This is a genomic window from Variovorax flavidus, assembly GCF_030317145.1.
Taxonomy (GTDB): domain Bacteria; phylum Pseudomonadota; class Gammaproteobacteria; order Burkholderiales; family Burkholderiaceae_C; genus Variovorax; species Variovorax flavidus.
Genome location: NZ_JASZYE010000001.1, coordinates 130,145 through 153,448 on the forward strand (window position 1 = coordinate 130,145; position 23,304 = coordinate 153,448).

At 66.6% G+C, this 23,304-nt stretch carries 21 protein-coding genes and 1 tRNA gene; 11 read left to right on the forward strand and 11 right to left on the reverse strand.

Annotated elements, in window-relative coordinates; translation table 11 throughout:
* Nucleotides 1-25 precede the first annotated feature (25 nt).
* From cysS to QTH90_RS00665, 6 genes are all read left to right on the forward strand, one after another.
* Nucleotides 26-1,402 (forward strand): cysteine--tRNA ligase, encoded by a 1,377-nt coding sequence (gene cysS, locus QTH90_RS00640; protein ID WP_286662621.1) that lies wholly within the window; start codon nucleotides 26-28, stop codon nucleotides 1,400-1,402.
* A complete protein-coding gene (locus QTH90_RS00645; RefSeq protein ID WP_444814662.1) occupies nucleotides 1,399-2,067 on the forward strand; it encodes a DNA-3-methyladenine glycosylase family protein in 669 nt (222 codons plus the stop codon). Before cysS ends, QTH90_RS00645 begins: the two co-directional genes overlap by 4 nt.
* Nucleotides 2,068-2,083: 16 nt before the next feature.
* Nucleotides 2,084-3,064: an acetyl-CoA carboxylase carboxyltransferase subunit alpha gene (locus QTH90_RS00650; RefSeq protein WP_286662623.1), complete on the forward strand. Its 981-nt coding sequence runs from the start codon at nucleotides 2,084-2,086 to the stop codon at nucleotides 3,062-3,064.
* A gap of 37 nt (nucleotides 3,065-3,101) precedes the next feature.
* Nucleotides 3,102-4,052 carry a tRNA lysidine(34) synthetase TilS gene (gene tilS, locus QTH90_RS00655; RefSeq protein WP_286662624.1) on the forward strand — a complete coding sequence of 317 codons (951 nt, stop codon included), beginning with the start codon at nucleotides 3,102-3,104 and terminating at the stop codon, nucleotides 4,050-4,052.
* 87 nt (nucleotides 4,053-4,139) lie between these two features.
* The gene (locus tag QTH90_RS00660) at nucleotides 4,140-5,408 is read left to right on the forward strand and encodes an aspartate kinase (protein ID WP_286662625.1); all 1,269 of its coding nucleotides are present in this window, start codon (nucleotides 4,140-4,142) and stop codon (nucleotides 5,406-5,408) included.
* 23 nt (nucleotides 5,409-5,431) lie between these two features.
* Nucleotides 5,432-5,524: transfer RNA gene (locus QTH90_RS00665), tRNA-Ser, on the forward strand.
* Between the two features lie 141 nt (nucleotides 5,525-5,665).
* On the opposite strand, the gene QTH90_RS00670 is transcribed toward QTH90_RS00665, so the two are convergent.
* From QTH90_RS00670 to QTH90_RS00695, 6 genes are all read right to left on the reverse strand, one after another.
* Entirely contained in the window at nucleotides 5,666-6,280 is a 615-nt protein-coding gene (locus QTH90_RS00670; protein WP_286664431.1) for an N-acetyltransferase, read from the reverse strand.
* Between the two features lie 267 nt (nucleotides 6,281-6,547).
* On the reverse strand, nucleotides 6,548-6,718 hold the full coding sequence (locus QTH90_RS00675) for a hypothetical protein (RefSeq protein WP_286662626.1): 171 nt from the start codon (nucleotides 6,716-6,718) through the stop codon (nucleotides 6,548-6,550).
* Nucleotides 6,719-7,012: 294 nt separating this feature from the next.
* Nucleotides 7,013-7,819, reverse strand: a complete 807-nt coding sequence (locus QTH90_RS00680; RefSeq protein WP_286662627.1) for a polyphosphate kinase 2 family protein — start codon at nucleotides 7,817-7,819, stop codon at nucleotides 7,013-7,015.
* 61 nt (nucleotides 7,820-7,880) lie between these two features.
* Nucleotides 7,881-8,306: an RNA-binding S4 domain-containing protein gene (locus QTH90_RS00685; protein ID WP_286662628.1), complete on the reverse strand. Its 426-nt coding sequence runs from the start codon at nucleotides 8,304-8,306 to the stop codon at nucleotides 7,881-7,883.
* A gap of 2 nt (nucleotides 8,307-8,308) precedes the next feature.
* Nucleotides 8,309-9,724, reverse strand: a complete 1,416-nt coding sequence (locus QTH90_RS00690) for a sensor histidine kinase (protein ID WP_286662629.1) — start codon at nucleotides 9,722-9,724, stop codon at nucleotides 8,309-8,311.
* A complete protein-coding gene (locus QTH90_RS00695) occupies nucleotides 9,721-10,401 on the reverse strand; it encodes a response regulator transcription factor (protein ID WP_286662630.1) in 681 nt (226 codons plus the stop codon). Before QTH90_RS00695 ends, QTH90_RS00690 begins: the two co-directional genes overlap by 4 nt.
* A 110-nt stretch (nucleotides 10,402-10,511) precedes the next feature.
* Between QTH90_RS00695 and QTH90_RS00700 the strand changes: the two genes are divergently transcribed.
* The 3 genes from QTH90_RS00700 (at nucleotide 10,512) to QTH90_RS00710 (ending at nucleotide 13,610) form a co-directional block, all read left to right on the forward strand.
* The gene (locus tag QTH90_RS00700) at nucleotides 10,512-11,471 is read left to right on the forward strand and encodes a Bug family tripartite tricarboxylate transporter substrate binding protein (protein ID WP_286662631.1); all 960 of its coding nucleotides are present in this window, start codon (nucleotides 10,512-10,514) and stop codon (nucleotides 11,469-11,471) included.
* 113 nt (nucleotides 11,472-11,584) lie between these two features.
* Nucleotides 11,585-12,118: a tripartite tricarboxylate transporter TctB family protein gene (locus QTH90_RS00705; protein ID WP_286662632.1), complete on the forward strand. Its 534-nt coding sequence runs from the start codon at nucleotides 11,585-11,587 to the stop codon at nucleotides 12,116-12,118.
* 1 nt (nucleotide 12,119) lies between these two features.
* On the forward strand, nucleotides 12,120-13,610 hold the full coding sequence (locus tag QTH90_RS00710) for a tripartite tricarboxylate transporter permease (protein ID WP_286662633.1): 1,491 nt from the start codon (nucleotides 12,120-12,122) through the stop codon (nucleotides 13,608-13,610).
* Nucleotides 13,611-13,728: 118 nt separating this feature from the next.
* On the opposite strand, the gene QTH90_RS00715 is transcribed toward QTH90_RS00710, so the two are convergent.
* A complete protein-coding gene (locus QTH90_RS00715) occupies nucleotides 13,729-14,178 on the reverse strand; it encodes a hypothetical protein (protein WP_286662634.1) in 450 nt (149 codons plus the stop codon).
* Nucleotides 14,179-14,323: 145 nt separating this feature from the next.
* Between QTH90_RS00715 and QTH90_RS00720 the strand changes: the two genes are divergently transcribed.
* Nucleotides 14,324-15,028: a Crp/Fnr family transcriptional regulator gene (locus QTH90_RS00720; protein ID WP_286662635.1), complete on the forward strand. Its 705-nt coding sequence runs from the start codon at nucleotides 14,324-14,326 to the stop codon at nucleotides 15,026-15,028.
* Nucleotides 15,029-15,047: 19 nt separating this feature from the next.
* Here the strand turns inward: QTH90_RS00720 and QTH90_RS00725 are convergent, their stop codons facing one another.
* The 4 genes from QTH90_RS00725 to QTH90_RS00740 form a co-directional block, all read right to left on the reverse strand.
* Entirely contained in the window at nucleotides 15,048-15,467 is a 420-nt protein-coding gene (locus tag QTH90_RS00725) for a hypothetical protein (RefSeq protein ID WP_286662636.1), read from the reverse strand.
* Between the two features lie 64 nt (nucleotides 15,468-15,531).
* Entirely contained in the window at nucleotides 15,532-18,660 is a 3,129-nt protein-coding gene (locus QTH90_RS00730; protein WP_286662638.1) for an efflux RND transporter permease subunit, read from the reverse strand.
* 11 nt (nucleotides 18,661-18,671) lie between these two features.
* Nucleotides 18,672-19,823: an efflux RND transporter periplasmic adaptor subunit gene (locus tag QTH90_RS00735; protein ID WP_286662639.1), complete on the reverse strand. Its 1,152-nt coding sequence runs from the start codon at nucleotides 19,821-19,823 to the stop codon at nucleotides 18,672-18,674.
* Nucleotides 19,820-21,322 carry an efflux transporter outer membrane subunit gene (locus tag QTH90_RS00740; RefSeq protein ID WP_286662640.1) on the reverse strand — a complete coding sequence of 501 codons (1,503 nt, stop codon included), beginning with the start codon at nucleotides 21,320-21,322 and terminating at the stop codon, nucleotides 19,820-19,822. Before QTH90_RS00740 ends, QTH90_RS00735 begins: the two co-directional genes overlap by 4 nt.
* Before the next feature lie 237 nt (nucleotides 21,323-21,559).
* Here QTH90_RS00740 and QTH90_RS00745 point away from each other — a divergent pair, with 237 nt between their 5' ends.
* Nucleotides 21,560-23,098, forward strand: a complete 1,539-nt coding sequence (locus QTH90_RS00745) for a sigma-54 interaction domain-containing protein (RefSeq protein WP_286662641.1) — start codon at nucleotides 21,560-21,562, stop codon at nucleotides 23,096-23,098.
* Nucleotides 23,099-23,304: the final 206 nt, after the last annotated feature.

A 23,304-nucleotide genomic window follows, 5' to 3' on the forward strand; every position in this document is an offset into this window, starting at 1 on the left:
CGCGAACCGACGTTTTCCGAGCCTCATGAGTCTTCGCATCTACAACACGCTCTCGCGTGAACTGGAGGAATTTTCTCCTCTGCAACCAGGCAGGGTGCGCATGTACGTGTGCGGCATGACGGTGTACGACTACTGTCACCTGGGCCATGCACGCTCGATGATCGCGTTCGACGTGGTGCAGCGCTGGCTCAGGACATCGGGGCTGGCGGTTGACTACGTGCGCAACATCACCGACATCGACGACAAGATCATCCGCCGCGCCGTCGAGAACGGCGAAAGCATCCGCGCGCTCACCGATCGCATGATCGACGCGTTGCACGAGGACGCCGACGCGCTGGGGATCGAACGGCCTACGCACGAGCCGCGTGCGACGGAGTTCATTCCCCAGATGCTGTCGATGATCGCCACGCTGGAGCAGAAGGGCCTCGCCTACCGCTCGCCCAACGGCGACGTGAACTACGCGGTGCGCAAGTTCCCCGGCTACGGAAAGCTCAGCGGCAAGACGCTCGACGAACTTCACGCCGGCGAGCGCGTCGCCGTGCTGGACGGCAAGGACGATCCGCTCGACCCGGTGCTCTGGAAGAGCGCCAAGCCCACCGAACCCGAAGAAGTGAAGTGGCCCAGCGACTTCGGTCCGGGCCGCCCCGGCTGGCACATCGAGTGCTCGGCCATGGCGTGCAAGCTCCTGGGCGAAACCCTCGACATCCACGGCGGCGGGGCGGACCTGCAGTTTCCGCATCACGAGAACGAGATCGCACAGAGCGAGGGTGCCAGCGGCAAGCCGCTGGCACGCACCTGGATGCACAACGGCTTCATCAACATCGACGACGAGAAGATGTCCAAGAGCCTGGGCAACTTCTTCCTCATTCGCGACGTGCTGAAGATGTACGACGCGGAGACCATCCGCTTCTTCGTCGCGCGGGCCCACTACCGCAGCCCGCTCAACTACAGCGACGTCCACCTCAACGACGCGCGCAATTCACTGAAGCGCCTGTACACCGCACTGCATCTGGTGGAGCCGGCTGCGGTGACGATCGATTGGAGCAATGCCTACGCGGCCCGCTTCAAGGCGGCGATGGACGAGGACTTCGGCACGCCCGAAGCCGTGGCGGTGCTGTTCGACCTGGCCGGCGAGGTCAATCGCACGAAATCGGCCGAGTCGGCCGGACTGCTGAAGGCGCTGGGTGCCTGCCTGGGCATCCTCCAGGGCGACCCGCAGGGTTTTCTGCAGGCGGGAACGACGCTGGACGAGGCGTCTATCCAGGCGCTGATCCAGCAGCGCGCCGACGCCAAGGCCGCAAAGAACTTCGCTGAGGCCGACCGTATCCGCAATGACCTGCTCGCGCAGGGCATCGTGCTCAAGGACTCGCCCACTGGCACGACCTGGACGTCGGCCCAGTGAACGCGGCGAGAACGACAGCCGTGGCCAAGGAGCCGATCGTCCAGGTCTTCACGCCGGACTACTGGGAAGAAGCCTGCAAGCACCTCGCCAAGAAGGACCGCGTCATGAAGCGGTTGATTCCGCGCTTCGGCGACGCCTGCCTGGAGTCGCGCGGCGATGCATTCACCACGCTGGCGCGCAGCATCGTGGGCCAGCAGGTTTCGGTGAAGGCGGCGCAATCGGTCTGGGATCGCTTTGCCAAGCTGCCCCGCAAGATGACGCCGGCCAGCGTGCTGAAACTCAAGGTCGACGACATGCGCGCGGCGGGCCTGTCGGTTCGCAAGGTCGAATATCTCGTCGACCTGGCCCTTCATTTCGATTCGGGTGCCGTGCACGTCGATGCGTGGGAAAACATGTCCGACGAGATGATCATTGCGGAGCTTGTCGCGATCCGCGGCATCGGCCGCTGGACCGCCGAAATGTTCCTGATCTTCCACCTGATGCGGCCCAACGTGCTGCCTCTGGACGACCTCGGGCTGATCAACGGCATCAGCCAGAACTACTTCTCGGGCGACCCCGTCAGCCGCAGCGATGCGCGCGAGGTGGCGGTTGCCTGGGCCCCTTACTGCAGCGTGGCGACTTGGTATATTTGGCGATCGCTCGACCCGCTACCGGTCGCATACTGAATAACAGGAGAAGACGTTGGCGAAACGAACCTTCCTCGACTTCGAGCAGCCCGTTGCTGAACTCGAAAGCAAGATCGAAGAACTGCGCTATGTACAGACCGAATCCGCGGTCGACATCTCGGAAGAAATCGATCAACTGGGCAAGAAAAGCCTTCAGCTCACCAAGGATATCTACAGCGACCTGACGCCCTGGCAGATCACCAAGATCGCGCGGCATCCGGAGCGTCCCTACACGCTCGACTATGTGAACGAAATCTTCACGGACTTCGTCGAGCTGCACGGCGACCGCCACTTTGCGGACGATCTGTCGATCGTCGGAGGCCTGGCTCGCTTCAACGGCACGCCCTGCATGGTGCTTGGCCACCAGAAGGGCCGTGACACCAAGGAGCGCACCGCGCGCAACTTCGGCATGAGCAAGCCCGAGGGTTACCGCAAGGCGCTCCGGCTGATGAAGACGGCCGAGAAGTTCAAGCTGCCGGTGTTCACCTTTGTCGACACCCCCGGCGCCTACCCCGGCATCGACGCCGAGGAGCGCGGCCAGTCCGAAGCCATCGGCCGCAACATCTTCGAGATGGCGCAGCTCGAGGTGCCGGTCATCGTCACCATCATCGGCGAGGGCGGCTCCGGCGGCGCGCTGGCGATCTCGGTGGGCGATCAGGTGCTGATGCTGCAGTACTCCGTCTATTCCGTGATCAGCCCCGAAGGCTGCGCCTCCATTCTCTGGAAGACCAGCGACAAGGCGCAGGAAGCTGCCGATGCCCTCGGCATCACGGCGCACCGTCTCAAGGCGCTGGGACTGGTCGACAAGATCGTCAACGAGCCGGTCGGTGGGTCGCACCGCGATCACCGGCAAATGGCCGCGTTCCTCAAGCGCGCGTTGAACGATGCCTTCCGCCAAGTGAGCGACCTGTCGGTCAAGGAACTGCTCAATCGCCGCTACGAGCGTCTGCAGAGCTACGGCCGCTTCGCCGACACCAAGGCCGACAGCGGCAAGTAGGGCCGGGCGGGCCGTGGCCTGCCTCGAGCCGTCTCCGATGGAAAATCCCGCCGCCCAAGCACTGGCATTCTGGGCGGCGCCGTTGCCGTTGGGCGTCGCCTACAGCGGCGGGGCCGATTCCACGGCGCTGTTGCACGCGGCCGCGCGCCGTTGGCCGGGACAGGTGCATGCGCTGCACGTGCACCATGGCCTCCAACGCGCTGCGGATGACTTCGAGGCGCACTGTGCGGCCACCTGCGCGCAACTGGGTGTCCCGCTGCACGTGGGGCGTGTCGATGCCCGTCATGCACCGGGGGAGAGCCCCGAAGACGCCGCACGCCGCGCTCGCTACGCGACGCTGGCCGGGCTCGCCCAGGCACACGGCCTGCAGGACGTTGCGCTGGCGCAGCATGCCGACGACCAGGTCGAGACGATGCTGATCGCCCTCGGCCGTGGCGCCGGACTCGACGGGCTGGCCGGCATGCCGCGGCAGATGCGGCGACACGGGGTGCATTTCCATCGACCGATGCTCGACGTCCATGCCAGCGCGCTGCGCGACTGGATTGCGGCCAGTGGCACGCCCCACATCGACGATCCGAGCAACGCCGACCTGCGATATACGCGAAACCGTATTCGCGAGCAGGTGCTGCCGGCATTGGCTGCGGCGCTGCCGCAATTCCGCGAGACGTTCGCGCGCTCGGCACGTAACGCTGCGAAGGCATCTGCCCTGCTGGCCGATGTCGGTTCCAGGGACATGGCGCAGGCCGGTTCGCCGCCCAGGCTGGCCGTTCTGCGCACCTTGCCGCGAGAGCGACTTGCCAATGCATTGCGCCATTGGCTCAAGCGCGACCACGGCTCGGTGCCGAGCGAGGCGCAACTGGAGCAACTCCTCGACCAGATCGAGGCATGCAGCACGCGCGGCCATCGCATCAGCCTGAAGATTGCTGCCGGCAGGGTCGAACGGCAGGGCGACACGCTGCATTGGTACAATGCCCCGCCCTTGTCGTAGCCCTCGGACCTTGCGCTGAAGTTGGCTTTCGATGGGCGCACGGACGCCGGCATTGCGGCGCCCGAACCCTTCTCTTTGACTTCACCCATGGCATTGATCGTTCATAAATACGGCGGCACGTCGATGGGCTCGACCGAGCGCATTCGAAATGTCGCCAAACGCGTGGCCAAGTGGGCGCGCGCCGGCCACCAGATGGTCGTGGTCCCGAGCGCCATGAGCGGCGAGACCAATCGCCTCCTCGGCCTGGCCAAGGAACTCGCTTCCAGCAAACCCGGCGACGACCACAACCGCGAGCTGGACATGCTGGCTTCCACCGGCGAACAGGCATCGTCCGCACTGCTGGCGATCGCGCTGCAGGCCGAAGGCCTCCAGTCCGTCAGCTACGCCGGTTGGCAAGTCCAGGTGAAGACCGACAGCGCCTTCACCAAGGCACGCATCGAAAGCATCGACGACGAGCGCGTCCGCGCCGACCTCGATGCCGGCAAGGTGGTGGTCATCACCGGCTTCCAGGGCGTGGACGATGGCGGCAACATCACGACGCTGGGTCGCGGCGGCAGCGACACCTCCGCGGTCGCCATCGCCGCTGCGATGAAGGCCAATGAGTGCCTGATCTACACGGACGTCGATGGCGTCTACACGACCGACCCCCGCGTCGAGCCCGATGCGCGCCGCCTGACCACGGTGAGCTTCGAGGAAATGCTCGAAATGGCGAGCCTGGGTTCCAAGGTGCTGCAGATCCGCTCGGTGGAGTTCGCCGGCAAGTACAAGGTGCCCCTGCGCGTGCTCTCGAGCTTCACGCCCTGGGACATCGACATCAACGAAGAAGCCAAGTCCGGCACGCTGATCACTTTCGAGGAAGACGAAAACATGGAACAAGCCGTCGTATCCGGCATTGCGTTCAATCGCGACGAAGCCAAAATTTCCGTGCTTGGCGTGCCTGACAAGCCGGGCATCGCGTATCACATCCTCGGCGCCATCGCCGACGCGAACATCGAAGTCGATGTGATCATCCAGAACCTGAGCAAGGACGGACGCACGGACTTCAGCTTCACCGTCCACCGCAACGACTACGCGAAGGCGGTCGATCTGCTCAAGGCCAAGGTGCTGCCGACGCTGGGCGAGGCCGACATCGTGGGCGACACCAAGATCTGCAAGGTCAGCATCGTGGGCATCGGCATGCGCAGCCATGTCGGCGTTGCGAGCAAGATGTTCCGCGTGCTGAGCGAGGAGGGCATCAACATCCAGATGATCTCCACCAGCGAGATCAAGACATCCGTGGTGATCGACGAGAAATACATGGAGCTCGCCGTGCGCGCACTGCATAAAGCTTTCGATCTGGATCAACCGGCCGCCTGAAGGATGGCATAATCGACGGCTCAGGAACTGTGACCGAGTGGCCGAAGGTGCTCCCCTGCTAAGGGAGTATGGGGTGTAGAGCCTCATCGAGGGTTCGAATCCCTCCGGTTCCGCCAGCTAACTTTTTCGCTCCTTGGGAGCGAGATCCTAAAAACCCCTAAACCTGCGTAAACAACGGGTTTCGGGGTTTTTTTGTGCCCGCAGTGGTCCCGTCGACGCTTCCAGACCACGCATCGCTAGTTTTCTGGCCGAGATCCTCAGCGCATCCCGGTCGCCGCAGAAAACTTCGCCAACGTCCAGCCCTTGCCGAGCAGAAGCATCCGCGTCGGAAGTTCACCCAGGACCTGAGCAGACACCTCAGGGCCCAGATACGTCAGCGTCTTGTCCCGCAAGTCCACATACCCGAGCTGGTAGTTCAAGGCGAGCGAATGCCAGAGTGCGTGCGCACCGGGCGACTGGCGAGCGCCGGTCAGGAGGCAAAGCCCCGCGTCCAGCCCCCAGCGGTAGATTGCAGTCGCCAGACCCCGGCGCTGGTAGGACGGGTCGTACTTCGAATGCGGCGCCCTCACGTAGCGATCGGTGCGGCGCGGTACCTCGATCAACCGGTTGAACACCGTGTAGCCCGCGAGTTGCCGTCGGCGAATGTCCTCCACATACACGTAGAACTCGCCGTCGGCTTCGCCGTGGCGGATGACGAGATCCGGATCGTTCATCCCGATCTGGGGGATGCCGTGCAGCGCGTCGCCGGGGGTGCGGATGCGGTCGTGAATGGCGCCGATCTCGCCGTCCAGGCGCTTGGGGTCATGGCTGACGTCAATGCGCAGTTCCGTCAGACGCGATAGCCAGGGGGGAATCAAATTGAAATGCGGCATCGTGAGCGTCACGAGCTTCTCCAGTCGAACGCGAACCGACCCTCGCCGAGGGCCAGTCGCTAATGCGCGGCTTGGAGGCCCGGCGATCGATGGTTTGCGCTGAAAGGGAAGAAGCGGATCGCCGGGCTTAGGAGTCTGCGTCCGGCTGCAGAGCGCACGACACCATCACCGCGATGCAGTTCGTGCGCGCGGCGCAATGACTGAGGGTGATGGTCGAGGAAAGCATGGGCAGGAGTCTAGCCACTCTCTGCCTGGATTGGGATCAGACTAGTCCTTGTTGCAGCAGTCGAGCACCGTGATGGATTTCTCGATCTGCTGCGCGATCTCGTCGCGAAGGAACTTGGGAGAGCGGCCGGTCGCCACGTTGAACATCAGAGCTGCGACGCCCGCCGCCGAAAAAAGGCCCGCAAAAAGCTCGAGGTGTGTCAACGCGTTCATGGAAATCTCTGGGGTTGAAGGCAGTACCTGCTTGCCGTGAGTCTCCCAGCGCTGCGGCCCCCCTTCAATACGCCGTTTGGAGCGGACGTCGTCGGACGTCGCCTACAACGCTCGCCCTTTCAGACCAGATGTGACAGGAGCACGGCTGCACCGCCGAGCGAAATGGCGTAGCCGACGATGCGTTGGAGTTGCTTCATTTCCGGTAGTCCCATTGGCTTGATGACAAGGCTTCAATGGTGCCAGCCAACAGGCCGGGCGACGCATCGCCGTTTCAATGATGCCGATGGGCGTTGCCTATTCCACGACCAGGCCCTTGAGCGCCGGGTCGGACGGCGGCATCTGGAACTTCATGTCCTTCAGCGTCTTGACGAGCAGTCGCGCAATCATCAGGTTGCGATGGCGCTTGCTGTCTGCCGGCACGACGTACCACGGCGCATAGGAGGTCGATGTGGCCGTGAGCGCACCTTCGTAGGCCCGCTGATAGGCGTCCCACTTCTTACGCACCGAAAGGTCGTCCATGGAGAACTTCCAGTGCTTGCCGGGGTCGTCGACCCGGGCTTGCAGGCGTTCGCGCTGCTCGTCCTTGCTGATGTGCAGCATGCACTTGACGACAACGGTGCCCGTCTCCGTCAGCAGCCTCTCGAAGTCGTTGATGTTCGCATAGCGGCGCTGCGTCTCGGCCTTGTCGATCCAGCCTTCGACGACGGGCACCAGCACGTCTTCGTAGTGGCTCCGGTTCCAGACCATGATCTCGCCCGCGCGCGGCACCACGGCGTGGCAACGCCACAGGAAGTCGTGCGCGCGTTCCTCGTCGCTGGGCGCCTTGAAGGCCGTCACGCGAACGCCGAGCGGCGATGTGCGGGAGAACACCCATCGGATCGTGCCGTCCTTGCCGCTCGTGTCCAGCCCCTGCAGCACCAGCAGCAGCTTGCGCCGACCCTCGGCATGCAGGAGGTTCTGCAACTCGTCGAGTTCGATCGCGAGCGCATCGAGCTTTTCGGGCTGTTCGGCCTCGGGGCCTTGCAGAAAGGGCGAATCCGCGGGGTCGACTTTCGACAGCTGGAATTTGCTGCCGACGCGGAATTTCTTGAAGCTGGCCATGGGGTGGAGGCTCCTTGCGCAAAACCGCAGCGTACGCGATTGGGGCCAGCCTCCGCCGTGCCTATTCGTCGTCGGGGTCCAGCGAGGCGCTCCAGCGGTTATCCCAGCCGCCCCGGCGGGCGTCGTCGAGGTCGCGCCGGTCGCGCTTGGTAGGGCGTCCTTGTTCGATGCTGAGGGCCGGCTCGCTGCCGAGGCGACGCTGTTCGCGCGCCTCGGCCTGCGCAGCCAGGCTTTCCGGGGTTTCCTCGTACAACTGCTGCGCCACGGGCGCAGGGCCGCGCTGGCCGCTGATGCCACGCACGAGCACGGTGCGCGTGACCGCCCCGAGCCGCATCGTGACGGTGTCTCCCACCTTGACTTCGCGCGAGGCCTTGGCGATGTCGCCATTGACCTGCACGCGGTGCTTGCCGATCTCGTCGGCGGCGAGCGACCGCGTCTTGAAGAAGCGCGCGGCCCATAGCCATTTGTCGATGCGAAGGCGATCCATGTTCAGCAATTGTCGCGCGCGAGCGGGAGTCTGACGACGGCATCCAGCCCGACGATCTGTCCGCCGGATTCCCTGTTGTCGAGAGCGATGGTTCCTCCCAGGGCCGACACGATCTCATGGCAGATCGCGAGGCCCAATCCGGAGCCACTGGTGACGTCGCCAGCCGCGAAGGGGGCGAACAGCCGTTGCCGCAGTTCGTCGGTGATGCCGCGGCCCGCGTCGCTCACCGTGAGCATGGCCGCGTCACCTTCCGCCTGCACCCGCACCACCAGTGCCGCGCCGCGCGGGCTGTGCTTGATCGCGTTGTGCAGCAGGTTGCGCGTGAGCTCCTGCAGCATCCAGCGGTGCGCGCGCACCCGTACCGGCGCTGGCGCGGTCGAGAGCTCGAAGTCGAGCGCCTTGTCCGCGACGAGCGGCGAGAGGTCGAGTGCGATGTCGCGCGCCGTCTCGCCGAGGTCGAGCGTTGCGGATTCGGGCTGCTGGCGCAACTGCTCCACCTTGGCGAGCGACAGCATCTGGTTTGCCAGTGCGGTCGCGCGGTCGACCGTCTCGTTGATCTCGGCCAGGGCCTGCGCGGCCGGCACATCGCCGCGGCGCGCGGATTGGACCTGCGCCTTGAGAACGGCGAGCGGCGTGCGCAACTGATGCGCGCTGTCCCGCACGAAGCGCTTCTGGTGGTCGAGCAGCCGGCGCAGACGCCCCATCACCTGGGTGGTGGCATCGATCAACGGCAGGAGTTCGCGAGGCGCTTCGGGCGCCTCGATCGGCGAGAGATCGTCGGCGGCGCGCGCCGCGATCGTTTCGCCGAGCTCGCGCACCGGGCGGGTCGCGCGCTGCACCACGAGCACCGTCACGCCGGCGATCACCGCCAGCAGCACCAACTGCCGCCATAGCGTGTCGATAAGCAGCTTGCGTGCGAGGGTCTCCCGCAACTCCAGCGTTTCCGCGACCTGCACGACGGCCATGCCGCGGCCACGCGCGCCGGCGACCGGCTGCAACAGCACGGCGACGCGAACCGGCTTGTTGCGGAATTCGGCATCGTAGAAATCCACCAGCGCTGCATAGGGCGGCCGGTCAGGGAGTTTTCCGCGCCAGAAGGGCAGTTCGGCAAAGCCCGAGATCATCTCGCCGTCCTGCGCGGACACGCGGTAGTACATGCGGCTCTGGTTGTCGGCCTCGAAAGCCTCGAGCGCGGAGTAGGGGACGATGGCCCGCAGCGAAGCCGCCTCGTCGTAGCCCTCCACGTCGAGCTGCTCGCCGATCGTCTTGGCCGACGCGAGCAGCGTGCGGTCGTAGGCGGTCGTTGCGGCCGCAAGGCTCTGCCGGTAGAGACTCACGCTGTTGATCACGATGAACAGCGCAACCGGCGCGAGGATGCCGAGCAGCAGCCTCGCGCGCAGCGACGAGATGCGCCTCATGTCTCTTCGCGCAGGAGGTAGCCCAGGCCGCGCAGCGTCATCAGCGTGACGCCCGTGCCCGCCAGTTTCTTCCGAAGCCGGTAGACGACGACTTCGACCGCTTCGTACTGGACGTCCATCTCGCTCGGAAACACCAGTTCGAACAGGCGCTCCTTCGATACGGCGTGGCCGGGTTTGATCATCAGCGCCGTCAGCAATGCCAGCTCCCGCGGCGTGAGTTCGAGTACGTCGGCGCGGTGATAGATCGCTCCGCTGTCCGGTTCGTAGCGAAGGCCGCCGACCTCCTGTGGTCGCGCTGCCGAGTCAGGTCCTGCGTTCTGGTGGCGACGGTTCAGCGCGCGGATACGGGCCTCGAGTTCATCGAGGTCGAAGGGCTTGGGCAGATAGTCGTCCGCACCGGCATTCAGTCCGACGATGCGGTCGCCCACGGTGCCGCGCGCGGTCAGCAGCAGCACCGGCGTGCGCAGCCCGGCGGCACGCGCCTGGGCCAGCACGTGCAGGCCGTCGAGATGGGGGAGACTGAGATCCAGCGCCACCACATCGGGTTCGAGGCCGCGCCATTGTTCGAGCGCCAGTGCGCCGTCACCGCAGATGCGCACGTCGATCTGCCGGCGGCCGAGCGTGCGCTGCAGCGTGGTTTGCATCGACGGATCGTCTTCGATTAGCAGCAGCTTCATCCCGCGATTTTCGGTGTTTACCCCAGTGTGCCGGACAGCCAACTGACAGCAGGGCGGCGCATCATAGCGGCGTTCAGCTTCTACTCAGCTTCCATTCGAAGGAGACATGCATGCGTCGCGATACCTTTTTGAAGTCACTGGCCGCCATGGCCGCCACCGGGGCCCTGCCGCTGTCGGCCTGGGCCGCTGCCAACGTCAAGATGATGATCCCCGCCAACCCGGGCGGCGGTTGGGACACGACGGGCCGCGCGCTGGGCAAGGCGCTCACCGATGGCAAGCTGGCCGACACGGTGACCTATGACAACAAGGGTGGCGCGGCCGGTGCGCTGGGTCTTGCCCAGTTCGTCAATGGTTCCAAGGGCGACCCGAACGCCATGATGATCATGGGCGCCGTGATGCTGGGGGGCATCATCACCGGCAAGCCGCCGGTCAGTCTTTCGCAGGCCACGCCGATCGCCCGCATCACCAGCGAATACAACGTGTTCGTGCTGCCAGCCAATTCGCCGCTGAAGTCCATGAAGGACGTGGTCGAGCAACTCAAGAAGGATCCGGGCAGCGTCAAGTGGGGCGGCGGCTCGCGCGGCTCCACCGAGCACATCGCGGCGGCGATGATCGCGCAGAAGGTGGGCGTCGATCCGTCCAAGATCAACTACGTTGCGTTCCGTGGGGGCGGTGAGGCCACGGCCGCCATCCTGGGCGGCAACGTCACGGTGGGCGGCAGCGGCTTCAGCGAGTTCGCGGAGTACATCAATGCCGGCAAGATGAAGCCCATCGCGGTGACTTCCGCACAGCGCCTGCCAGGCATCAACGTGCCGACGCTCAAGGAACAGGGCATCGACGTCGAGATCGGCAACTGGCGCGGCGTCTATGGCGCCCCCGGCATCACGGCCGACCAACGCAAGGCGCTGACCGACATGGTGCTGGCAGCCCTCAAGACCCCGAGCTGGGCCGACGCCATGAAGAAGAACGACTGGACCCCGGCGGTGCTTTCGGGCGAGGCTTTCGCGAAGTTCGTCGACGACGAGTTCGCAAGCCTGCGCGCGACGATGGTCAAGTCCGGCATGGTCTGATCCTGGCCGCCTTGTTCTCCCCCTGACAGCGGCTGCACCGCCGGGGCCGGCAGCGCCGGCGCGGCGGTGTTGTCCGTAAGGGGGGCTTCCATCTCCGATCCAGGGACAAAAGAATGACAACTCCACCCACTTCGGCCGCGCCCCCTCCGGCGGTATGGCCGCAAACGCTCGTCGGTGCCGGCGTGCTGCTGACCGGGCTGGCGCTCGCGTTCGGTGCGCTGGGCATTTCGTCCGAGGCCGGCTACGGCGGCGTCGGGCCCAACTTCCTGCCCTGGCTGGTTTCCATTGCGCTGACGGTGTGCGGCGCCTGGATCATCTGGGAATCGCGCACTGGCGGCTTCCGCGAGATGGACGAGCCCTCCGGCGCCGTCCACGCCTACTGGGCCGGTTTCGTCTGGGTGTCGGCCGGCCTGCTGCTCAACGCCGCACTCATCACCACCATCGGCTTCATCTTCAGTTGCACCCTGTGCTATCTGCTCGCGGTGCAGGGCCTGCGCCGCGCCAGCGGACAGGGCGGCGTCAATTCGCCGCGCACCTGGCTCATCGACATCGTGACGGGCCTCCTCATCTCGGCGCCGGTTTTCTGGATGTTCACGCAATTCCTCGCAATCAACCTGCCGGGCCTGACCGGCACGGGGTGGCTCTGACATGGACATCTTCAATGCACTGATGCACGGCTTCGCGCTCGCGATCACGCCGGTCAATCTTCTCTGGTGCCTGGTGGGCTGTGCCCTGGGCACGGCCGTCGGCGTCCTGCCTGGCATCGGCCCGGCCGTCGCGGTCGCCATGCTGCTGCCGATCACCGGCAAGGTCGACGTCACGGCCTCGATGATCTTCTTCTCGGGGATCTATTACGGCGCCATGTACGGTGGCTCGACCACGTCCATCCTGCTGAACACGCCAGGCGAAACGGCCAGCATGGTGACGGCGATGGAGGGCAACAAGATGGCGAAGAGCGGCCGGGCGGGCGCGGCGCTCGCCACGGCCGCGATCGGCTCCTTCGTCGCCGGCACCATCGCCACCGTGATCGTCACGCTGTTCGCGCCATTCGTCGCCGAATTCGCGGTCAAGCTCGGGCCGCCCGAGTACTTCCTGCTGATGCTGCTGGCCTTCACGACCGTGAGCGCGGTGCTCGGCAAGAGCACGCTGCGCGGCATGACGGCGCTGTTCATCGGCCTCGCGGCAGGATGCATCGGGCTCGACCAGATCTCCGGCCAGGGCCGCTACACGGGCGGCATTCCCGAACTGCTCGACGGCATCGAGATCGTGCTGGTGGCGGTCGGCTTGTTCGCAGTGGCCGAAGTGCTCTACGCGGTGCTCTACGAAGGCAAGGTCGTCGAAGGGCAGAACAAGCTGAGCCGCGTGCACATGAGCGCTCGCGACTGGAAGCGCTCCATTCCGGCATGGCTGCGCGGCACCGCCATCGGAACGCCCTTCGGTTGCATCCCGGCGGGGGGTACGGAGATTCCGACCTTCCTGAGCTACGCGACGGAAAAGAAGCTGGCGAAGGACGCGGACGCCAAGGCCGAGTTCGGCACCACGGGTGCGATCGAAGGGGTGGCAGGCCCGGAGGCCGCCAACAACGCGACCGTGACCGCGGCGCTGATCCCGCTGCTCACGCTCGGCATTCCCACCTCGAACACGACCGCGATCCTGCTCGGCGCGTTCCAGAACTACGGCATCCAGCCGGGGCCGCAACTCTTCACGACGTCTGCGGCGCTGGTGTGGGCGCTGATCGCGTCGCTCTACATCGGCAACGTGATGCTGCTGGTGCTGAACCTGCCGATGGTCGGGCTGTGGGTCAAGCTGCTCAAGATCCCGAAGCCGCAGCTCTATGCAGGCATCCTGATCTTCGCGACGGTCGGTGCCTACGGCATGCGGCAAAGCGCCTTCGACCTGGTGCTGCTCTACGCGATCGGTGTGCTGGGCGTGATCATGCGGCGCTTCGACTTTCCGACGGCACCCGTCGTGGTCGGCATGATCCTCGGGCCGCTGGCCGAGGCGCAGCTCCGCAACGCGATGTCGATCGGCGAGGGCAGTGCCGCGGTGTTCTTCCAGCGCCCGATGTCGATCGTGCTGATCGTCATCATCCTGGGCGTCATGATCCTTCCTCGCCTGGCCAAGCGGATGAGCAAGTAGCTCGCTTGCAGGCTGCGTGCACTTCGTGTCGCGCCTACCCCCTGCCGGGGGGCAACACCAGCGGACCGGCGCAGCCGGATCCGCGGTGTTTCCGGACCTCCCTGATTGGCCCGCGATTTCAGTTGCCGGTGGCGTCCGACTGATACCTGGCTGTCGTCGACTTGGCGCCGAAACCCTTGATGCGCTGGATTTCCGCCACGTATTCGGGGCCGTTTCGCATGCCTTGATACGCCGACATCTGGCGTCCATAGGCCGGGCTGGTCGGGTCGAAGCTGTCGCGGCCGGCGACCTGCGACATGCCGGACTTGTTCCACAGGCTCAGGTCGGCGGCGACTTCAGCGCGGCTCAAGGCGCCGATGGTCGAGTCGGCGGGACCGACGCGGTATTCCGCCGCGACGGCATTCATTTCCGAGCGATTCGCGGCGAGATCGGCCGAAACCTGGGCGCGGCTGAATTGGCTGGTCATCTGCATGGGCGCGCCGACCCATTGTTCGGCGGGCACTGTCTGAGCGGAAACGGCCCCGGCCAGCGCAAGGGCGGAGGCACCGAGAAGTAGCTTTGCATTCATGATGAAATCTCCTTGAGGCTTTGATGTGTGGCTGCGGGAAATGCAGTCACCACGGAGTGCGACTGTGGCGGCGCGCCGCCAATCGCGCTGTGCGTTTGCGCACAGGTTTTTTCAACCGGGCTGTCTTGGGTGCGAATTCGACACGATGGCGCTCCAGCGTTCCAGTCTTGCCTTGCAGCACATTGCGCTGCTGGAGGATCTGTCGCCGCAGCGGCTGGATTGGCTCGCCCAGCGCTGCCAGTGGCAAAGCGTTGCGGCCGGCACGCCGCTGCTGCTGCGTTCCGAGGACAAGAGCGACGTGTTCTTCCTGGTGTCCGGGCAGTTGCGCGTGACGACCTACTCGGCGACCGGACGCCAGGTCACGTTTCGCGACCTCCAGGAGGGCGAATATTTCGGCGACATTTCCGCCATCGACGGCAAGCCGCGATCCGCCGACGTCGTGACGCTCAAGCCCACGGTCGTTGCCAGCCTCGATCGGGCAGGGTTCCTGGAATTGCTGCGTGACGAAGCGACCGTCGCCGGCCGCGTGATGCGCAACCTCGCCGCGCTGGTGCGGCAGTTGTCGGATCGCGTCATCGACCTGAGCACGCTGGGTGTCCAGAACCGTGTGCATGCGGAGTTGCTTCGCCTCACACGGGCGGCGGGCGTCGTCGACAACCAGGCACGGCTGGATCCCGCGCCGACCCACGCTGAACTGGCGAGCCAGATCAGCACCAATCGCGAGCAGGTGACGCGCGAACTCAATGCGCTAAGGCGCGACGGGGTGCTCGCCAAGGATGGCAAGGCGCTTGTCGTCGCCGATGTGCAGCGGCTGGTTTCGCTGGTGGCCGAGGTGCGGGGCTTCGCCTGAGCCTCGGCTGGCGCGGGGCCTAGTTTGCCGGCTGCACCACCGTCGAGCGACGATCGTTCGACCGGATCGTTTCGCTGCCGGCGGGTGGCGGCGTACCTTGCGGCGTGACGACCGTGGAACGGCGATCGCCCGACCTGCCCGTCTCGGTTCCCGGAGGTGCCGATGCACCTTGCGGTGTCACGACGGTCGACCGGCGATCCGTGGAGCGCTTCGTGACGTTCCGCGGAGGCCCGCCCCGGGCGCGGTCCAGCGCCGCGCCCGCATCGCGCACGCACGCTTCGCGGGCTGGCGCGGCCAGGGAGCCGTCGTTGCACTTCGCAATCTGCTGGTCGTGGCGTTGCTGGGCCTTCGCGACGTCTGGCTTGGCTTGGGCCCCTGCCGCCAGTGCCGTGGCCAGAAGGGCGCCGGAAATCGCGACACGCGCGTGGATTCGGATCATGGTGTGCCTCCGTCGTACGACGATGCCGCGAGTCTAACTTGCAACAATTTGCGACGACAGCACTTCATGGCGTGGGCGTGGGCTGCTCATCGGCGTGCGAGGCCGGGGAAGGCCCGGCCGCATGGCCTCCCGCCTTCCCGCGAATGCGCCGCCACGTGCGACGAATCCAGTGCTCGATGTCGTCGATGTAAGTGAACACGGCCGGCACCACCAGCAGGCTCAGCACCGTCGACGTGATGAGCCCGCCGATGACCGCCATCGCCATCGGCGATCGGAAGCTGGAATCGGCCCTGCTGAGGCCGAGCGCGATGGGCGCCATGCCCGCGCCCATCGCCAGCGTGGTCATGATGATCGGCCGCGCCCGCTTGTGGCAGGCGTCGCGCAGTGCATCCCAGCGACTCAGGCCGTGTTCGCGCCGGGCGACGATGGCGTATTCCACCAGCAGGATCGAGTTCTTCGTCGCGATACCCATCAGCATGATCAACCCGATCAGCGAAGGCATCGACAGCGCCTTCTGCCCGATCAGCAGACCGACGAAGGCCCCGCCGAGTGCGAGCGGCAACGCGCACAGGATCGTGATCGGATGCAGGAAGTCCTTGAACAGCAGCACCAGCACGATGTAGATGCAGAGCACGCCGGTCAGCATCGCGAGGCCGAAGCTCGCGAACAGCTCGGTCATGACTTCGGCATCGCCCACCTCGGCCACGCGCACGCCGGGCGGCAGGCTTCGGATCGAAGGCAGCTTCATCGCCGCGTCCTTCGCGTCGCCGAGGCCGACGCCCGACAGCTCGATCTCGAAGTTGACGTTGCGCGAGCGGTCGTAGCGGTCGATCACGGCCGGGCCACCCTCGACCGTGAGCGCGGCCACCTGGCCGAGCATCACCGGACCGCGCGCGCCGGGCACGGCGAGGCGCTCGAGCAGGGCCAGGTTCTGGCGTGCCGAGTCCTCCAGCTTGACGACGATCGGCACCTGCCGTTGCGCGAGGTTGAGCTTGGGCAGGTTCTGGTCGTAGTCGCCGAGCGTCGCGACCCGCAGCGTGTCGGCAATGGCCGAACTGGTCACGCCCAGGTCGGCCGCGCGTGCGAAGTCGGGCCGAACCGCGATTTCGGGGCGGATCAGGCTTGCCGTCGACGTGATGTTGCCAAGGCCCGGGATGGTGCGCAGGTCGCGTTCGACCGCGCGCGCAGCGGCCGTGAGTGCGGTCGGGTCGTCGCCGCTCAGCGCGAGGATGTATTTCTCGCCCGAGCCGCCCAGCCCCACGGTGCTGCGCACGCCGGGAAGCGATTCGAGCGCCGCGCGGATCTCGTTCTCGATCACCTGCTTGCGCGGCCGGTCGCCGCGTGGGTCCAATTGGATCGTGAGCGTGGCCTTGCGCGTCTCCGGCGTACCGAAATTCGCGAACGGGTCGCCGCCCGCGCTGCCGCCGCCCACGGTGGTGTAGACGCTGCGCACGTGCTCGATCGCCATCACGCGGCGGCGCGTTTCTTCCGCCGCCGCCATGGTCTGGGCCAGCGTCGCGCCCGGTGCCAGCGAGAGGTAGACCTGCGTCTGCGAGTTGTCGTCCGGCGGAATGAAGCCGGTCTTGAGCAGCGGGATCATCGCCACCGAGCCGAAGAAGAAGAGGGTGGCCAGCACCATCGTCGTGAAGCGATGCTTCAGGCACCACTCGGCCATGCGCATGTAGATCCTGAGCCAGCGCGGTTCCTTCTCGGCACCGACGATGGGCTTCAGGATGTAGGCCGCCATCATCGGCGTGAGCATCCGCGCCACCACCAGCGAGGCGAACACCGCGAGCGACGCGGTCCATCCGAACTGCTTGAAGAACTTGCCCGCCACGCCGCTCATGAAGGCGGTCGGCAGGAACACGGCGATCAGCGTGAAGGTGGTGGCGATCACCGCGAGCCCGATCTCGTCGGCAGCCTCCATCGCGGCCTGGTAGGGCGTCTTGCCCATGCGCAGGTGGCGCACGATGTTCTCGACCTCCACGATCGCGTCGTCCACCAGGATGCCGACCACCAGCGACAGCGCCAGCAGCGAGACCACGTTGACCGAGAAGCCCAGCAGGTACATCCCGATGAAGGCGGGGATGACCGACATGGGCAGCGCCACAGCCGAGATGAAGGTCGCGCGCCAGTCACGCAGAAAGAGCCACACCACGATCACGGCCAGGATGGCGCCTTCGTACAGCAGGTGCAGCGAACCCTCGTACTCCTCCCGCACCGGATCGACGAAGTTGAAGGCCTCGGTGAGCTGGAGGTCGGGCCGCTGCGCGCGCAACTCGGCCAGCGCCTTCTGCACCGCGGCGCCGACTTCGACCTCGCTCGCGCCGCGGCTGCGGGCGACCTCGAAGCCGACCACCGGCTTGCCATCGAGCAAGGCTGCGGCGCGCGGCTCGGCGATGGTGTCGCTGATCCGGGCCACCTGGTCGAGCCGGATGCGACGACCATCCGAGAGGTAGATCTGCATGTCGGCGAGTTCGTCGGCCGACTTCACCGTGGCGAGCGTGCGCACGGGCTGTTCGCTGCCGCCCAGGTCGGTGCGGCCGCCGGCGCTCTCGGTCTGCACCTGTCGCAACTGGCGCGAGATGTCGGCGGCGGTGGCGCCGAGCGCCTGCAGCTTCTCGGGATCGAGGTCGACATGCACCTGCCGGGTGACGCCGCCGACCCGGTTCACGGCGCCGACGCCGCTGATCGCCAGCAGCTTCTTCGAGATGTCGTTGTCCACGAACCACGAGAGCGCTTCGCCATCCATGCGCGAGGACGAGATCGTGAAAGCCAGCACCGGCTGCGCTGCGAAGTCGAGCTTGGTGACCACCGGGTCGCGCACGTCGGCCGGCAGGTCGGCACGCACGCGCTGCACCGCCGAACGCACATCGTCGACGGCTTCCTGCACGGGCTTTTCGAGGCGGAACTCGACGATCAGCGTCGCCGCGCCGTCCTGCACCTTCGTCGTGATGTGCTTCAGGCCTTGGATGGTGGCGATCGAGTTCTCGAGCTTCCGCGCGACGTCGGTTTCGAGCTGCGACGGCGCCGCGCCCGGCAACGCGGCCGACACCGTGACGGTCGGCAGGTCGATGTCGGGAAAGTTCTGCACCTTCATCGCGTTGAAGGACAGCAGCCCCGCGAAGGTGAGCAGCACGAACAGCATCACCGCCGGGATGGGGTTGCGTATGGACCAGGCCGACACGTTCATGGCGGTGCTCCTTACTTTGCGGCCTCGATGGCGGGCTTCGCGGGGGCTTCCACCACCCGGACGAGGTCGCCATCGTTGAGGAAGCCGGCGCCCTGGACCACGACGCGTGCATCCGCAGGCAGCGGTGTCGTGATCTCGACCCTGTCGCCCACGCGTCGGCCGGTCTCCACCTTGAGTTGCGAGACGCGATCGTCCGGCTGCAGGAGCAGCAGGTGGTTGAAGCCGTCCCGCGGAACGATCGACGCCTGCGGCACGGTGATCGCGCTGGTACGGCCCAACTGGAAGTCGCCGCGCGCGAACATCCCGGCCTTGATGCCGGTGTTCTGGAGCACGTTGGGAATGTCGACATAGACCAGCGCGGCGCGCGTCTGCGGGTCCACCGTCGGCGCCACGCTCCGCACCTTGCCGCTGACCTGCGCGCCGGTGGCGCTGGTGACCACGGCCGGCGTGCCGACGGCGATGCGGCCCAACTCGGACGAGGTGATCTCCGCGCGCCACTCGAGCCGGCCCTGGCGGATCAGCCGGAACAGCTCGGTGCCGGCGTTGACCACGCTGCCCACCGTCGCGGTGCGGGAGGAGATCACGCCGTCATCGGGCGCCAGCACCTGCGTGTTGCGGCCGCGCACCTGCTGTGCCGCCAGCACGGCCTCGGCCGCCTCGACCCTCGCCTTGGCGGTCTGCTCGGCGGTCTGGTACTGGTTGATCTGCTGCTGGCTCATCGCGCCCGTGGCCTGCAACGTGCGGGCGCGCGCGGCGGTGCCGGTGGCATCGGCGGCGGTCGCGCGCGCTTCGGCCAGCGAGGCGCGCGCCTGGGCCACATCGGCCTGGACGGTTTCGCCGGAGAAGGTCGCCAGCACCTGGCCCTTCTTGACCACGTCGCCGACGTTCACGCGCACTTCGGCGAGCTTCAGGCCGCTGGACTCGGAGCCGATGCTGGCTTCCTGCCAGGCGGCCACGTTGCCGTTGGCCGCGAGCGTCACGCTGAGCTCGCTGGTCTCGGGCTTGGCGACGGTGACGGTCAATGTCGGGCGTGCCGTCGCGGCTTCCTTCGGCTTGGCGTCTGCGGGCCGCTTGCCGCGCGTGAGAAAGAACGCGGCGGCTGCAAGAACCAGCACGACGGCCAGCACGACGGCGATAAGGGTGGAACGCTTCATTCTTTTCATGGCGACGGGGTCACAGGGGTTGTCGTTGTGGCAACGGATTCGGGCCGGGACCAGCCGCCGCCCATGGCGCGGTACAGGGACACCCAGGCTTCGGCGCGCTCTCGCTGCAAGGAAACGCGGGCGGTCTGGGAGACGAACAGAGTGCGCCGCGCGTCTTCCAGGTCGAACAGGCTGGCGAGGCCGGTGCCGTAGCGCTGCTGGGTGGCATCGAAGGAGGCCTGGTAGTTCGTCACCGCGGTGTCGGCGTCGCCGGCGCGCTCGTCAGTGCTTTGCAGGTTGATCAGCGCTTCCTCGACCTCGCGCACGGCCTGCCGCACATTCGCCCGATAGAGGGCGACCGCCTCGTCATAGCGCGCCTTGGCGGCTTCGGAATTGGCGGCCAGCGTGCCGCCGTCGAAGATCGGCACGGTCAGGGCGAGCGGGCCGATGGTCCAGGTGTCGAGCGTTTCACGGAATCCGCCGGCGCGGATTTGCAGCGCGGCGATGGAGCCCTGCAAGGTCAGCCGGGGAAAACGCTGGGCCAGCGCCGCGCCCGCGTCGGCGCTGGCCGCCGCAACGGCCAGCTCGGCGGCAAAGACGTCCGGCCGCTGGGCCAGCGCTTCGGCCGGCACGCTGTGCACTGCCTGAACGGCCGGCAAGGCGCCGTCGATGGGCGCGGCATCGAGCTTGGCTTCGAGGGTTGGCGCTTCGATGGCGGTCAATGCCACCAACGCCTGCCTTTGCACGGCGCACAGCGCACGCTGCTGGGTCAGGCGCCCGGATGCTTCGGCAGCGCTGGCGCGTGCCAGCGCGGCGTCGGCCGGCGCGGTGAAGCCGGCGCGCGCCGACAGGTCCGTCAGGCGTGCGGTTTCGGCGCGCGATTGCGCGTCGGATGTGGACACCACGAGTTGGCGACGGCAGGCGCGTTCGGCGAGATACGCATTGGCGGTCTCGGCCGCGACGGAGACCCGCGCTTCATGCCACTTGGCGTCGGCTCCCACGAAGCGCGCCTGGCTGGCATCGCGGTTCGCTCGCAGCCCGCCGAAGAGGTCGATCTCCCAGCTCGATTGCAGACCTGCCTGCAGGGTGGTGATGGCCGGAAGGCTGGTGGCAATGCCGTCGGACGTACCGCCGGTCGCACCAGTGGAGATGCCAGAGGTGGGCGAGTTGCCGCGGCTGGCCGACAACGTTCCATTGAGATTGGGGATCAGGGCCGCGCCCGCTGCGACACGCGAGGCACGGGCTTCGGTGATGCGCGCGCCGGCGCTGGCCACGGTCGGACTGGCGGCTTCCGCAGCGAAGATCAGTTCGACCAGCAGCGGATCGTTCAGTTGGCGCCACCATTCGGCCAGCGTTGGCAGCGAGCCGCCATGCGGCAGCGCGGCGGTGGAGGCGGGCAGGGGGGTGTTCCATTGCGCAGGCAGTGGCGCCGCCACCTGCTCGGGCGGGCGCGGAACCGCGCAGGCCGAAAGCAGCAGGGGGGCGACAAGGCAAAGCGCGGGAAGCCGGGTGTTCCTCATGAGATCGGGGTTCCGCAATAAAGAGGCGTGGGTCAGGCGAGCAGATTGCGATCGCCATGGCGCCGTGTGTGGCCGATGGGCCATGCAAGGCGCGCAGCATAACAAGGCGGATCGCAGGCGTTTGTCGGCGCTCGCCGCGTCTCCGGAAGCGTCCGATGCCATTCAGCAACGGACACGCCGATGGATGCTTTTCGCCCGCGCAACGATGCGCAGGGCCGGCGCGCTACGATCCCGCCCATGTCTCCCGCCGCTGCCGCCCCACCCGCATTGCCGCTCGATGCCGAAGGCATCCTCGCGCTCGCCGCGCGCTCGATGTTCCATTTGTTCTCCAGCATCAGCCAGGGCATGTTCCTGGTCGATCGCGGTGGGCGCATCGTCTGGGTGAACGAGGGTTACCGCCGCTTCCTGCCAGCGCTCGGTTTCTCGTCCATCGACCAGTTTCTCGGGCATCTGGTCGAGGACGTGATCCCCAACACCCAGATGCGCCGTGTGCTCGAAACCGGCGAGCCGATCCTGATCGACCTGCTGACCAACAAGGCCGGCACCTTCGTCGTGAGCCGCATTCCGCTGCGCGAGGAGCGCGAAGGCGAAGCCGGCGCCGTGCCGGGCGAGGTGATCGGCGCGATCGGGATCGTGCTGTTCGACCACCCGGAAACCACCTTGCAGCCGCTCATCAGCAAGTTCGCGCTGCTGCAGCGCGACCTCGACGACGCGCGGCGTGAACTCGCGAGCCAGCGCAACAATCCGCTCTATCAGCAGTCGGCCGACGGCCAGCGTCGTTCGAAGTACACCTTTGCCAGCTTCATCGGCAGCAGCCCGGCGGCGGTGGAGGTCAAGCGGCACGCGCGGCGCGCGGCGCAATCGTCGAGCCCGGTGCTCCTGCTGGGCGAGACCGGCACGGGCAAGGAGCTGCTCGCCCATGCGATCCATGCGGCCTCCGCGCGGGCCGGCGGCCTCTTCGTCAGCGTGAACATCGCTGCGGTGCCCGACACCCTGCTTGAAGCGGAGTTCTTCGGCGTCGCGCCGGGCGCCTTCACCGGGGCCGACCGCAAGGCGCGCGAGGGCAAGTTCAAGCTCGCCGATGGCGGCACGCTGTTCCTCGACGAAATCGGCGACATGCCGCTTGGCCTGCAAGCCAAGCTGTTGCGCGCGTTGCAGGAGGGCGAGATCGAACCGCTGGGCTCCAACAAGCTGGTGCCTTTCGATGCGCGCGTGATCGCCGCCACCTCGCGGGATCTCGCGGCGCTGGTCCGGGAAGGGCGCTTTCGCGAAGACCTGTACTACCGCCTCAACGTGCTGCCGGTGCGCGTGCCGCCGCTGCGCGAGCGGCGTGCCGACATTCCCGCGCTGGTCGAGGTGCTCGGTGAGGACATGGCCCTGCGCAGCGGCGAGGCGCCGCCCGAACTCACGCCTGACGCGCTGGCGCTGCTCGCAGCACAGCACTGGCGCGGCAACATCCGGGAGCTGCGCAACGTGCTGGAGCAGGTGACCATGCGCAGCGATTCGCAGCGCATCGACGCCGTGCAGCTCGAACGCATCCTGCGCGAAGCCGGCCAGGAAAAGATCGCGACGCCGAGCAAGTCGCCCGCCACGGCGGTTTCCGAGGCCGATGAAAGCGCGGCCCTGCTGCGCCCCCTCGCCCAGCAGGTCGCCGAGCTGGAGCGCCGCGCGATCGCCGCTGCGATGGCTTCGACCGGCGGCAACAAGCTGGCGAGCTCGAGACTGCTCGGCATCTCCCGCGCGACGCTCTACGAACGGCTGGAAAACCCTGACTGAAGAACATGCAGTTGTCTGAAATTCAGGCAATTGACGTGTCTTGAAATCAGCCGATTCGAAACGCGCCCCAGAAATCCCGCGGAACCGGCTCCGCCGGGCCGCAGGGATTGCCCCCGGAGAGGGGGTGGAGAGCGACACGAAGTGCGCGAGCCTGGGGGTGAGCTCCACCTGGCACGAACTGTGCAATATTCAGCCATCATCATCAG